Annotated in this window: 13 protein-coding genes; 3 read left to right on the forward strand and 10 right to left on the reverse strand. The window is 61.6% G+C overall.

All coding sequences use genetic code 11. The annotated features are described in order from the left end of the window. Positions 1–106: 106 nt before the first annotated feature. The 3 genes from SOP95_RS04470 to SOP95_RS04480 all read left to right on the forward strand — a co-directional run bounded on the left by SOP95_RS04470 (position 107) and on the right by SOP95_RS04480 (position 5,078). On the forward strand, positions 107–2,062 hold the full coding sequence (locus SOP95_RS04470; protein ID WP_323606348.1) for an acetoacetate--CoA ligase: 1,956 nt from the start codon (positions 107–109) through the stop codon (positions 2,060–2,062). Between the two features lie 148 nt (positions 2,063–2,210). Then, positions 2,211–4,748 carry a PAS domain-containing hybrid sensor histidine kinase/response regulator gene (locus SOP95_RS04475; protein ID WP_323606350.1) on the forward strand — a complete coding sequence of 846 codons (2,538 nt, stop codon included), beginning with the start codon at positions 2,211–2,213 and terminating at the stop codon, positions 4,746–4,748. Between the two features lie 54 nt (positions 4,749–4,802). Continuing rightward, on the forward strand, positions 4,803–5,078 hold the full coding sequence (locus SOP95_RS04480) for a peptidylprolyl isomerase (protein ID WP_007933743.1): 276 nt from the start codon (positions 4,803–4,805) through the stop codon (positions 5,076–5,078). Between the two features lie 125 nt (positions 5,079–5,203). Here SOP95_RS04480 and SOP95_RS04485 read toward each other — a convergent pair whose 3' ends face one another. The 10 genes from SOP95_RS04485 to SOP95_RS04530 all read right to left on the reverse strand — a co-directional run bounded on the left by SOP95_RS04485 (position 5,204) and on the right by SOP95_RS04530 (position 12,654). After that, on the reverse strand, positions 5,204–6,121 hold the full coding sequence (locus SOP95_RS04485) for a sugar kinase (RefSeq protein ID WP_323606351.1): 918 nt from the start codon (positions 6,119–6,121) through the stop codon (positions 5,204–5,206). A gap of 140 nt (positions 6,122–6,261) precedes the next feature. After that, positions 6,262–7,479: an amino acid deaminase gene (locus SOP95_RS04490; protein WP_274075956.1), complete on the reverse strand. Its 1,218-nt coding sequence runs from the start codon at positions 7,477–7,479 to the stop codon at positions 6,262–6,264. Between the two features lie 39 nt (positions 7,480–7,518). Next, complete coding sequence (locus tag SOP95_RS04495) at positions 7,519–8,283, reverse strand: IclR family transcriptional regulator (protein WP_323606352.1); 765 nt, start codon at positions 8,281–8,283, stop codon at positions 7,519–7,521. 144 nt (positions 8,284–8,427) lie between these two features. Continuing rightward, positions 8,428–8,817: a RidA family protein gene (locus SOP95_RS04500; protein ID WP_274075954.1), complete on the reverse strand. Its 390-nt coding sequence runs from the start codon at positions 8,815–8,817 to the stop codon at positions 8,428–8,430. Positions 8,818–8,846: 29 nt separating this feature from the next. Then, a complete protein-coding gene (locus tag SOP95_RS04505; RefSeq protein WP_323606355.1) occupies positions 8,847–9,641 on the reverse strand; it encodes an amino acid ABC transporter ATP-binding protein in 795 nt (264 codons plus the stop codon). Next, positions 9,638–10,300, reverse strand: coding sequence for an amino acid ABC transporter permease (locus SOP95_RS04510; RefSeq protein WP_274075952.1), 663 nt, complete (start codon positions 10,298–10,300; stop codon positions 9,638–9,640). Before SOP95_RS04510 ends, SOP95_RS04505 begins: the two co-directional genes overlap by 4 nt. A gap of 10 nt (positions 10,301–10,310) precedes the next feature. After that, positions 10,311–10,973: an amino acid ABC transporter permease gene (locus SOP95_RS04515; RefSeq protein ID WP_274075951.1), complete on the reverse strand. Its 663-nt coding sequence runs from the start codon at positions 10,971–10,973 to the stop codon at positions 10,311–10,313. A gap of 47 nt (positions 10,974–11,020) precedes the next feature. Further along, positions 11,021–11,869 carry a transporter substrate-binding domain-containing protein gene (locus SOP95_RS04520; protein ID WP_274075950.1) on the reverse strand — a complete coding sequence of 283 codons (849 nt, stop codon included), beginning with the start codon at positions 11,867–11,869 and terminating at the stop codon, positions 11,021–11,023. Positions 11,870–12,134: 265 nt separating this feature from the next. Further along, a complete protein-coding gene (locus SOP95_RS04525; RefSeq protein ID WP_274075949.1) occupies positions 12,135–12,416 on the reverse strand; it encodes a type II toxin-antitoxin system RelE family toxin in 282 nt (93 codons plus the stop codon). Then, entirely contained in the window at positions 12,406–12,654 is a 249-nt protein-coding gene (locus SOP95_RS04530; protein WP_274075948.1) for a type II toxin-antitoxin system Phd/YefM family antitoxin, read from the reverse strand. Before SOP95_RS04530 ends, SOP95_RS04525 begins: the two co-directional genes overlap by 11 nt. Between the last annotated feature and the right edge of the window lie 192 nt (positions 12,655–12,846).

Genomic DNA, 12,846 nt, shown 5'->3' on the forward strand with positions numbered 1-12,846 from the left:
TCAGCGACATTTATGGTGTCTGACTCACCGCATTCGCGAGCAAGCCCGCTCCCACAGATGAAATGTGTCTACCTCGGCTTGTGCGTGAATAATAAAGAGGCAACTCATGTCCGACATCCTCTGGCAACCCAGCGCCGAGCGCATCGGCAAGACCCGCATGGAGGCCTTTCGGCGCTTCATCAATCAACGCCACCACCTGCACATCGACGACTACCCCGCCCTGCACCAATGGTCGATCGATCAGCGCACGGACTTCTGGCAGGCCATCGTCGACTTCTTCGACATCCGCTTCCATGAGCAACCCGACGCGGTGCTGCTCGAAGGCGCGCAGATGCCCAGCGCCCAGTGGTTTCCCGGCGCGACCCTAAACTTCGCCGAACACCTGCTGAGCCGTCGTGACGATGCCGTGGCCGTGGTGGCCGTGGCTGAAAACGGTCAGCGTGAACACCTGACCTGGGCCGAACTGGCCGAGCATGTCGCCGGCTTCCAGAATGGCTTGATCGCGGCCGGTGTCGGCCTCGGCGACCGGGTGGCGGCGTGCATGCCCAACACCTGGCAAACCCTGGTGGCCATGCTCGCCACCACCAGCCTCGGGGCCATCTGGTCCTGCTCGTCGCCAGACTTCGGCACCCAGGGGGTGATCGACCGCTTCGGCCAGATCGAACCGAAAGTGCTCGTCACCTGCGCCGGTTATCGCTACGCCGGCAAGGAGATCGACCAGACCGCCAAGGTCAACGAAATCCTCGAACGCCTGCCGACCTTGCAGCAGTTGGTCATCGTGCCATACGCACAGCCCAGAACTCACATCGAAGACTTCCGTACCCCGGCCAACGTCACGCTCTGGGACGACTTCTATGAACCTGGCGGCGAACCGGATTTCGTCCCGGTGCCCTTCGCCCATCCGCTGTACATCCTCTACTCCAGCGGCACCACCGGTGTGCCCAAATGCATCATCCACAGCACCGGCGGCGTGCTGCTGCAGCACGTCAAGGAACACGGCCTGCATTGCGATCTCGGCCCCGGTGACCGCTTGTTCTACTACACCACCTGCGGCTGGATGATGTGGAACTGGCTGGTCTCGGCCCTGGCGGTGGGCAGCGCCGTGGTGCTGTACGACGGCTCGCCGTTCCAGCCGGATGCCGATCGCTTGGTCGATCTGATCGACGACGAGGGCATCACGGTATTCGGCACCAGCCCCAAGTACCTCGCCACTCTGCAAAGCAGCGGCGTGAAGCCTGCGCAAAGCCATGACCTGGGCAGCCTCAAGACCCTGCTCTGCACAGGTTCGGCGCTATCGCCGCAGAGCTACGACTACGTCTATCGCGATTTCAAGGCCGACCTGTGCCTGGCGTCGATGTCGGGCGGCACCGACATCGTCTCCTGTTTCGTCAACGGCAACCCCTGGCAGCCGGTGCGCCGTGGCGAGATCCAGGGCAAGAGCCTGGGCATGGCCGTGGAGGTATGGAACGACCAGGGTCAACCGGTGATTGGTGAAAAAGGCGAGCTGGTGTGTACCCGGCACTTTCCGGCGATGCCCATCGGCCTGTGGCACGACCCCGACGGCGAAAAGCTCAAGGCTTCCTACTTCAGCCAGTTTCCCGGGGTCTGGGCCCAGGGCGACTACGCCGAACAGCTGCCTCATGGCGCGATGATGATCCACGGCCGTTCGGACGCGGTGCTCAACCCCGGCGGCGTGCGCATCGGTACCGCGGAAATCTATCGCCAGGTGGAAAAGGTCCCGCAGGTGCTCGACAGCGTGGCCATCGGTCAGCAATGGCAGGATGACGTACGGGTGGTGCTGTTCGTGCGCCTGCGCGATGGCGTGGAACTCGATGAGGCGTTGCAGCAGCAGATTCGCCAGGTCATTCGCGCCAACACCACACCCCGGCATGTGCCGGCGAAGATTGTCGCGGTCACCGACATTCCCCGGACCATCAGCGGCAAAGTCGTCGAGTTGGCGGTGCGCAATGTGGTGCACGGGCAAAAGGTGAAAAACACCGATGCGCTGGCCAATCCCCAAGCCCTCGAGCAATTCCGCAACCGCCCTGAACTCCAGGACTGAAACACCTGCAGGGGTTCGATTTCCATGGCAAAAAATATCCGTGGAGCATTCAATGATAAAAAGAATGACCTGAAGCAGGCCATCCAGCGTCTACTGCCCTGCAGGAATAGTAGAGGCCGCCACACCGAATCATGTTCAGGACAACCAGATGAACGCATCACCCACCGGCAGCGATGCCCAGGCCCTGATTGCCAGGCTCGACTGGGCGAGCAGCCCCCTAGGCGCCGCCAGCACCTGGCCGCAGAGCCTGCGTACCGCCGTGGACATCGTGATTCACTCGCCGATGCCGATGCTGCTGCTCTGGGGGCCGCAACTGACGCAGATCTACAACGATGGCTTCGCGCTGCTGGCCGGCAGCAAGCATCCGCACGCTTTCGGACAGCCAACCCACCTGATCTGGCCCGAATTGAAGGACTTTACCGACCCGATCTACAGCGCGGTCCTGCAAGGCCAGGTGCGAACCTACAGCGAACAGCGCTTCACCCTTCAGCGCGACGGCATCGATTCCGACTTCTGGCTTGACCTGACCTACAGCCCCATCCGCGACGAAAACGCCCAGGTCGCCGGCATCCTGGTCACTGCGATCGAAACCAACGAACGCCGGCGCATCGCCCTCGAACTGGAACAGCGCTCCGCCGCGAGCCTCAAGGCCCAGCAAGACACCGAGGAGCGCCTGCAACTGGCCCTCGCCGCCACCGACGCGGTCGGCACCTGGGACTGGGACATCAGCGAGGACCGCTTCATCGCCGACGCTCATTTCGCCCAACTGCACGGCATTGAACCGGCGCTGTCCGGCCAGTTGCCGATCAGCGAATACCTGCACGGCGTCCACCCCGAAGACCGCACCCTGATCGCCCGCAGCATCAAGCACTGCATTACCCACGGCACCGAATACGCCGAGGAATACCGTCTGCTGCTAGCCGATGGCCAGCTGCGCTGGGTGTTCGCCCGCGGCCGTTGCTACAAGGATCACCACGGCCGGCCGATCCGCTTCCTCGGCGCCGCCCTCGACCTGACCGAGCGCAAGAACACCGAGCAGGCCTTGCGCCAGAGCCAGACCGAGCTGCAGTTGATCATCAACGCCATGCCGATCCTGATCAGCTACGTCGACCGCGAGGAACGCTTTCGCCTGAACAACGCCGCCTACCTGGACTGGTATGGCCTCACGCCCCAGGAACTCTTCGGCCGCACCGTCCGCGAAGTGCTGGGCGACGAGGCCTATGCCCTGCGCGCCGGGTACATCGCCCAGGCCCTGGCCGGCAAGGCCTGCAGCTTCAGTATCAGCACCCCGCACCGCGATGGCAGCACCCGCCAGGCGCTGATGAATTACCTGCCGCGTCACGGCGCGGATGGCGCGGTAAATGGTTTCTACATCTTCGTCATCGACGAAACCGAGCGCAAACAGACCGAAGAAGCCTTGCGCAACCTCAACGAAACCCTAGAGGAACGGGTGAGCGCCCGCACCCGCCAACTGGCCGAGGCCAATGAAAAACTGCTCAGCGAGATGTTCGAACGCGAGCGCGCCGAAGAAGCCCTGCGCCATGCGCAGAAGATGGAAGCGGTGGGCCAGCTCACCGGGGGCATCGCCCATGACTTCAACAACATGCTCACCGGGATCATCGGCAGCCTGGACCTGATGCAACGCTACATCGCCGACGGCCGCGCCGCCGAAATCGCCCGTTTCACCGAAGCCGCGGTGTCCTCGGCCAACCGCGCCGCTGCCCTCACCCATCGGCTGCTGGCGTTCTCCAGGCGCCAGTCGCTGGATCGCAAGACGCTGAACGCCAATGACCTGATCCACTCCCTGGAAGACCTGCTCAGCCGAACCAAGGGCGACCATATCGAACTCAAGCTGCAACTGACCGAAGACGTGTGGCCGGTCAGTACCGACGTCAGTCAACTGGAAAACGCCCTGCTCAACCTGGTAATCAACGCCCGGGACGCCATGCCCGATGGTGGCCGGTTGTGCATCGAAACTGCCAATGTCTATCTCGACGGCAGTGACATCACCACCCTGGAACCGGTCAAGGCCGGGGATTACCTGATGATCGCGGTCAGCGACAACGGCACCGGCATGACCCCGAAGGTATTGGCCAAGGCGTTCGACCCGTTCTTCACCACCAAACCCATCGGCCAAGGCACCGGATTGGGCTTGTCGATGATCTACGGTTTTGCCCAGCAGTCCGGTGGCCACGTAACCCTGTTCAGCATGCCCGGCCAGGGCACCAGCGTGCGCCTGTACTTGCCGCGACTGCTCGACGTTGAGCCGCAGGACGTGCTGTCGCCGGTGATCAGCGAAGCACCGTCGGCGATTGCCGGCGAAACGGTGGTGTTGGTGGAGGACGACCCGGCGGTGCGAATGCTGGTGTTCGATCTGCTCAAGGAGTTGGGTTATCACGCCTATGAAGCCGAAAATGCGAAGACGGCCCTGCCCTTGCTCGAATCCGACTTGCGAGTCGATCTGTTGGTCACCGATGTCGGGCTGCCCGGGATGAATGGCCGGCAACTGGCGGAGATTGCCCGTCAGCATCGCCCGGAACTGAAAGTGCTGTTCATGACCGGTTACGCGCAAATGGCCGCCGAACGCCAGGGCTTTCTCGAAGAAGGCATGGACATGGTGGCCAAACCGTTTTCCATCGATCTGTTGGCAAACAAGATTCGCACGATGATCGGTCAAGCGCAGTGAGTTAAGGCATAATCGCCCGCCCCGCTGTCACGACCGTTGCAAGGTACCTGCCCCATGAAAGCTCAAGCCCGCCATATCCTGGTGAAAACTTCGGAAGAAGCCGAACAACTCAAGCAACGCATCGCCAAGGGTGAAGCCTTCGATGTGCTGGCCAAGAAGTACTCCACCTGCCCGTCCGGCAAACGCGGCGGCGACCTGGGTGAAGTGCGGCCGGGGCAGATGGTCGGTGCGATCGATGCGGTGATCTTCAAAAAACCGCTGCGGGTGGTACATGGGCCGATCAAAAGCAAGTTTGGGTATCACCTGGTGCAGGTGTTTTACCGCGACTGATGGGTTGGCTTTGGGGCCCCATCGCCAGCAGGCTGGCTCCCACAATGGATCTTCTGTGTCCACAAGGCCCTTGTGGGAGCCAGCCTGCTGGCGAACCGATGGCGCAGCCAGCGGCCATCCAGCACTCACTTGGGGATGAGTGCTCCGGGCACCTGAATCACCCGACTCGCCAACCGATGCCCCGCCTCAGCCGCTTCAACCGGGCTCCCCCCCTTGAGCCGCGAAGCCAGGTACGCCGCGCTGAACGAATCCCCCGCCGCCGTGGTGTCCACCACCCGCTCGACCTTCTGCGCCGGCACTTCGAACGACTCGCCGTCACACCGAATCAAACACGCCTCGGCGCCGCGCTTGAGCACCACTTCAGGCGTGCCGATCTGCTCGTACGCTGCAAACACCGCCGCACAATCAGAGAAATGAAACAGCGCCTGCTCGTCATCGACAGTCAGCAGCGCCAGGTCGACATAGGGCAGGACCCTGCGATAAGCCGCCTGCGCCTCCTCCACCGAGGCCCACAAACGCGGGCGATAGTTGTTGTCGAAGACGATTCGGGCATCGCGCTGGCGGGCCTCGATCAGGGTTTCCAGCAATTTTTCCCGACCTTGTACGCCCAGCACCGCAAGGGTGATGCCGCTGAAATACAACACGTCGTAATCCGGCAGCGCCGCCAGGATCGGCGCGGCGGCCGGGGTGGTGAAGCAATCGCGCACCGCCGCTTCATTGCGCCAGTAGAGAAAACGCCGCTCGCCGGCGGCGTCGGTCTGGATGCAATACAGCCCCGGCAAGCGACCGGGCAAGCGCTGGACCATGCCCAGGCCAATGTTTTCGTCGGCCCAACTCTGGCACATGGCATCGCTGAAACTGTCATCGCCCAGGGCGGTGACGTAATCCACCGTGCCGGCGGCGCCGAGTTCCCGGGACAGGTAGACCGCGGTGTTCAGGGTATCGCCGCCGAAACTCTGTTGCAGACTGCCATCGGCGCGATGCTGCAACTCGATCATGCATTCGCCGATCAGGGCGATGCGTGGGGTGTTGATGGTGTTCATTATTGTGGGGTCTCTGGTATTGCGATGTTGTCTGTCAGGGCCCCATCGCCAGCAGGCTGGCTCCCACAATGGATCTTCAGTTTCCACAAGACCCTTGTGGGAGCCAGCCTGCTGGCGATGGCCGCGCCGCGGTCGAAATCTTAGAAACAGGTTTCCATGTTCTCGATGACGTTCAACTGCTCATCCACCAGGCACCCCGTACGCCACTTGTCGAACGTCAGGCACGGGTGCGAAGTGCCGAACGAAATGATGTCGCCCACCCGCAGATCAACCCCCGGCGCCACGGTCATGAAGGCATGCTGGTCCATCACGGCGGTGACCTTGCAGGCGCTGACGTCATCGCCCTTGGCCGGTACCACACCGGCCTGGTAACGCAGCAACGGCACCGGCAATCCGGCGTCATAGGCCACGTCGCGCTTGCCCAGGGCAATCACCGCGAAGCCAGGTTCGGGCAACGACTGCACGTGCGCCCAGACTTCCAGCGCCGGGCGCAGGCCCTCCTGCAGGTCGCTGCGACGGTCGAGCACGCAGCATTGCGCTTCCTTGTAGATGCCATGGTCGTGCGCCACATAACTGCCGGGGCGCAGGACGCTGAGGAAACGCCCGCCCGCGTTCTGCGCCTCGAACTCTTCGGCAATCAGGTCATACCAGGCCGAACCCGAAGCGGTGATGATTGGTTTGTTGATCGCGAAGGCACCGCTGTCCTGCAACTGCACCGCCAGACGCACCAACGAGCCTGCGAACGCGCGGATGCCGCTCACCGCGTGATCGCCGTGGATCACGCCTTCATACCCTTCGATCCCGGTCAGCGCCAAGGCCGGTTGCGCGGCGATCGCCTTGGCCAGGTCCAGGACTTCCTGTTCGCTGCGGCAACCGCAACGACCGCCAACCACGCCGTATTCGATCATCACGTTCAGGCGCACGCCACGGGAAGCGAAATAGGCGCCGAGATCGGCGACGTTGTCCGGGTGATCGACCATGCAATAGAAGTCGAACGCCGGGTCCGCCAGAAGATCGGCAATCAACGCCATGTTTGGTGTGCCGACCAGCTGGTTGGCCATCAGCACCCGGTGCACGCCGTGGGCGTAGGCCGCACGGGTTTGCGTGGCGCTGGCCAGGGTGATGCCCCAGGCGCCGGCGTCCAGTTGTCGGCGAAACAGCGCCGGGGTCATGCTGGTCTTGCCGTGGGGCGCCAGTTCAGCGCCGCTGTTGCTGACAAAGTCCTGCATCCAGCGGATGTTGTGTTCCAGCGCTTCGCGATGCAGCACCAGCGCCGGCAGGCTGACGTCGCGCACCAGGTTGGCGCCGGTGTGGGCAAAGCCCTTTTCCACGGCGGCAGTATTTTTCGCAGAAGACATGGTCGAACTCCTCACATTCGCGGCCGCGGGCAGCCGCTGTTATTCGTTGATGCGACGGGCCAGGCTGTTGGCGCTGTCGATCAGCACCCGGCGGTAGTCGTTGTAATTGTTCCTGGCATCGGCCCGGGGGGCGACGATGCACAGGGTTGCGATGGCCACGCCATTCGGGTCTTTGACCGGGGCGGCGAAACAATGGGTAAAGGTGTCGGCCACGCTATCGAAGGAGAAAAACCCGTCGATACCGGCCTGGCGGATTTCCTTGAGAAACTGCTCCAGCGGCAAGCGTTCACCGTTGGGCAGGATGAAGTCGTCGTGGTCGATCAGGTCGACGATTTCCTGGTCGCTCAAATGCGCCAGCAACAGGCGTCCGGACGCGGTCCAGGGGATGGGCGCGTTCTCGCCGATGTCCGAGGAAATGCGGAAATGCCGCTCGCCCTCCTTCATCAGCGCCACGGTGTATTTGCGCCCATTGAGCAGGCACATCTGCGCGGTTTCACGGGTCTGGCTGACGATGTCCTGCAGGGCGTGATCGGCCTCGCGGCTCAGGTCGAAATGGCGCAGGTGCGCCTGCCCGAGGAAGTACAGCTGGCGACCGAGGTAGACGTGACCGTCCTTGCCCACCGGCTCGAGGATCCGCCGTTCGAGCAACGAGGCCACCAGCTCGTAGACCGTGGATTTGGGGCTGCCGATGCCGCTGGCAATGTCGTTCGGGCGCAGGGGCTGGCCGATCTCCTTGAGGAAATCGAGGATATCGAACGCCCGGTCCAGACCGCGTGCCCGGCGCTTGATGGTGTCTTCGGTCATGTCAGTGGTTCCCCTTCAAAATCCCGGGAGTTTACCGAGAGTGCGGTGGCGACTGTTAGGCCGCCATCGCCAGCAGGCTAGCTCCCACAGGGAAACGCATTCCAAATGTGGGAGCCAGCCTGCTGGCGATGAAGCCACCTCGGTTCAGGCCTTTTTCTTGTACGCGATGCAGTCGATCTCGACCTTGCAGTCAACCATCATGTTCGCCTGCACACAGGCCCGCGCCGGAGCATGTTCAGGCTTGAAGTACTCGCCAAAGACCTTGTTGAAACTGGTGAAATCCCGCGGATCCTCCAGCCATACGCCAACACGCACCACATCTTCCAGGCCGTAACCGGCCTCCTGGAGAATCGCGACCAGGTTCTTCATGGTCTGGTGGGTCTGCTCGACAATGCCGCCAGTGATGATCTCGCCGTCCACCGCCGGCACCTGCCCGGAAACGTGCAGCCAGCCATCGGCTTCAACGGCGCGGGCGAAAGGGCGAGGCTGGCCGCCCGCGGCGGTGCTGCCGGTGCCGTAACGAGTAATGCTCATGGGTGTTTCTCCTGATTGAAAATCGAATATTAAAACCGCGTGCTTTTGAGAAATTCAGCCAGACGCGGCGACTGTGGGCGCTCGAACAGATCCTTGGGTGGCCCCTGCTCTTCGATGCGTCCCTGGTTCATGAAGACGATCTTGTCCGAGACCTCGAAGGCGAAGCGCATTTCGTGGGTCACCAGCAGCATGGTCATGCCGTCTTCGGCCAGGCCCTTGATCACGCTGAGCACTTCGCCCACCAGTTCCGGGTCCAGCGCCGAGGTGACTTCGTCGAACAGCATCAGGCTCGGGTTCATCGCAATCGCCCGGGCAATCGCCACACGCTGCTGCTGACCGCCGGACAACTGCCCGGGAAAATGATCGCGGCGCTCCAGCAGGCCGACCCGCTCCAGCCATTTTTCCGCCAGGGCCACCGCTTCGTCCTTGTGCAGCTTCTTGACCTTGAGCAAACCCAGGGTGACGTTCTGCAGCGCGGTCAGGTGCGGGAACAGGTTGAATTGCTGGAACGCCATGCCGGTCATGGCACGGTGGCGGGCGATGACCTTCTCCGGGTGGCGGATGCGCTTGCCATTGACTTCGTCATAGCCGATGGATTCGCCGTCGAGCAGGATCTGCCCGCCCTGGAACTCTTCGAGCATGTTCACGCAGCGCAATAGCGTGGTCTTGCCCGAACCGCTGGAACCGATCAGCGTCACCACGTTGCCGCGCTGCATGCTCAGGTCGACGCCCTTGAGCACTTCGAGCTGGTCGTAACGCTTGTGAAGGCCGCGAATGTCCAGCAGCGGCTGGCCGTGTTGTGCGTTGGTTTGAGTCTGAGTCATGGCAAGGCCACCCGCTTTTCAATGTGCCGGCCGAGTAACTCGATGCCGTAGTTGATGACGAAGAACAGGAATCCGGCGAACAGGTAGAACTCCAGGGTCATGAAATTCCGGGCGATGATCTGCTGGGTGCTGAGCAGCAGCTCGGCCACGCCGATCACCGACAACAACGTCGACGCCTTGACGATCTCGGTGGACGAGTTGACCCAGGTCGGCAGGATCTGCCGCATCGCCTGGGGCAACAGCACGTAGCCGAGGGCCTGATAAAACGTCAGGCCGATGGCCTGGCTCGCCTCCATCTGCCCGCGCGGCAAGGCCTGCAACGCACCGCGCACGATTTCGGCGACGTGTGAGCCGCAAAACAGCGTCAGCCCCAACGCTCCGGCCTGGAACGCGCTGATCTGCCAGCCCAGTGCCGGCGCCATGTAGAAACAGGCCAGCACCAGCACGAACACCGGCGTACCGCGAATCACATCAACGTAAAAACGAAACGGTGCGCGCATCCAGAACTTGCCGTAGGTCAGCACCAGGCCAGCGAACACGCCGAGCAGCGTGCCCAGCAAAATCGCCAGCGCAGACACCTGCACGCTGGTCAGGAAGCCTTGCCAGAGCGGCTCACGCGCGACCCATAACTCATGCAACCAACTGGGAGATTCGTACATGGGGGGCCTCCTATCGGCGGATCGCCAGGCGCTGCTCGAGGTAGCGCAGCATCATGGCAATGAGGTAGCAGGCCGCCACATAAAGCGCCGTGGTCACCAGCCAGGTTTCAATCACCCGGTAGCTCTCGACATTGATCTTGCGCGCGTAATAAGTCAGCTCCGGCACGGCGATCGCGGCCGCCAGCGAGGTGTCCTTGAACAGCGAAATGAAGTTGTTCGACAGCGCCGGCAACACATTGCGCAGCATCACCGGCACGGTGACGTAGGCCTTGACCTGCCATTCGCCCAGGCCGATGGCCAGGCCGGCTTCGCGCTGGCCCTTGGGAATGCTCAGCAGACCGCCGCGGAACACTTCGGTCAGATAGGCCCCGGCGTACAGCGACAGGGTGATGATGAACGACGGAATCTTGTCCAGGCGAATCCCCAGGCTCGGCAAGGCGAAGTAGATCAACAGGATCAACACCAGGATCGGCGTGTTACGGATCACCGTGACATACACCGAAGCCAGCACCCGCAACGCGCGATGCTTCGACAGCAAGGCAAACGCCATCAGCAGGCCGATCACGCAGCCAATGGCGATCGACATCAGCGCCAGTTCAAGGCCCAGGCCGAGCCCCGCCAGCAAGCTGTCGAAATCGCGCCATACGGCGGCAAAGTTCAACTGATAATTCATGGTCGGCAGTACCTTGAGCGGGGCGCGAACGCCCCGCCCTCACGGGATCATTTGAATTCGGCGGGAAAACCGATGGCAGGCGTCGGCAGGTCGACACCGAACCACTGCTTGAACGACGCCGCGTAGGTCGGGAACTCAACGCCGGTCATGGCTTCATGCAGGGTGGTATTGACGAAGTTCAGCCAATCCTGATCGCCGCGCTTGACCGCACAGGCATAGGTTTGCGGGCTCCAGGCATAAGCCGGGCTCCGGTAGCGGCCAGCGTTCTGCACCATCAGGTACTTCACCGAAGACTGGTCGGTGGCCGCCGCATCGGCACGGCCGGAGTTCACCGCCTGGTACATCAGGTCGACGCTGTCGTACTGATCGACCTTGGCCTTGGGCAGTGCCTGGTGCACCAGCTCTTCGGCGTAGACGTTTTGCAGCACCGCCACGGTGACGCTGTCCCCCGCGGCTCGCATGTCGTCGATTTCCTTGTACTTGCTGTTGGCCGGCAACAGCAGGCCGACGCCTTCACGGTAGTACGGCAGCGTGAAGGCCACCTGCTGGGCACGGCTGGCGGTGACCGTGATGAACTGGCAGCTCATGTCGACCTTGTCGGTCAACAGGTTGGGAATCCGCGCATCGGACGACTGCACCACGAACTCGACCTTGCTTGGGTCGTTGAACAGGCCTTTGGCGACCATGCGCGCAATATCGATATCAAAGCCCTGCAACTTGCCATCCGCCCCCTGGAAATGCCAAGGCGCGTTGGTACTGCCGGTGCCCACGATCAGCTTGCCGCGGGCAAGAACGCTGTCGAGCTTGCCGTCCGCCGCCTGGGCCACGCCCACGACTGCAGCAGACGCTGCAAAAAGAAGAACACACGCTTTGAACAAGGAAGGTCGGCGATGCATGGCAAGCACTCCAGGGTGATGTTTATTCCGCTATACCGGAATACGGTATGTAACAACGGAATAGACAGCAGAAAGTGTGCCACAGGTTGTGGACGAGATGTAGGGGGAATGAAAAGTGTTTTGAATCAGGTGGATGCGTGAAACCGGGAAACAACTCAGCGAAAGGGACGATTTTAGAAGCGCTACCGTTGGCTACGGGGGGCGGGTAGCAGGTTCACAACTAGTGCGCCCTTGCTTGTGAAACGAGCAGTCACGCAGCGATGACTTAGCGGGTGCCAGCGTCTTTATACACATCACCCCGCTCTCTTTTTCCGATCGCAATGACAGTCACCACCAGCACTTCATCCACGACCCGATAAACCAATCGATATCCGGCACTGCGTAGCTTGATCTTGTACGCGTTTCCTAGACCGCTCAGACGGTCCGCCGGTACGTGTGGATTGACCAGTCGCTCTTGAAGCTTCTTTTTGAACTGCTCTCGAAGATTTACCCCCAGCTTCCTCCACTCCTTCCAGGCCTTTTCGGAAAACTCCAACTCATAGGTCATCAATCGAAACCTTTATCGTCGGATCGTTTTCTCGCTCTCTACAAAGGGCAACCAACTCCAGATCTTCTAACCGGTTCATCATCGCCTCGTATTCTTTGGCCGGGACGCAATAGAACGCGGGCTCGTTGCGGTTGAGGATCGCGACGGACGACCCTCCACCGGCTGCGACTGTACCCATCGGGTTTTTCTTGAGCTCCGAGATACTCGCTACTACATGCGAAAGCACGATATGCGGCATGAAAGTGTTCCTTAGAGTGCTATTAGAAGTGCTAAAAATAGCACTCGCAAGCAAATCTGACCTCACTACTTTTGCCATAAGACCCCTTAATATCGATTGTTGAGAACGTGCAAAAGTTAGCACTTTGTGCGCTTCTCAGTTTCCGAGAGTCCTATGGGGCAAGTCCTGAAGTCAGGTGAGGGAGTGTCTGAA

The organism is Pseudomonas sp. YuFO8, assembly GCF_035065025.1.
In the GTDB taxonomy this organism is placed as follows: Bacteria; Pseudomonadota; Gammaproteobacteria; order Pseudomonadales; family Pseudomonadaceae; genus Aquipseudomonas; species Aquipseudomonas putida_AE.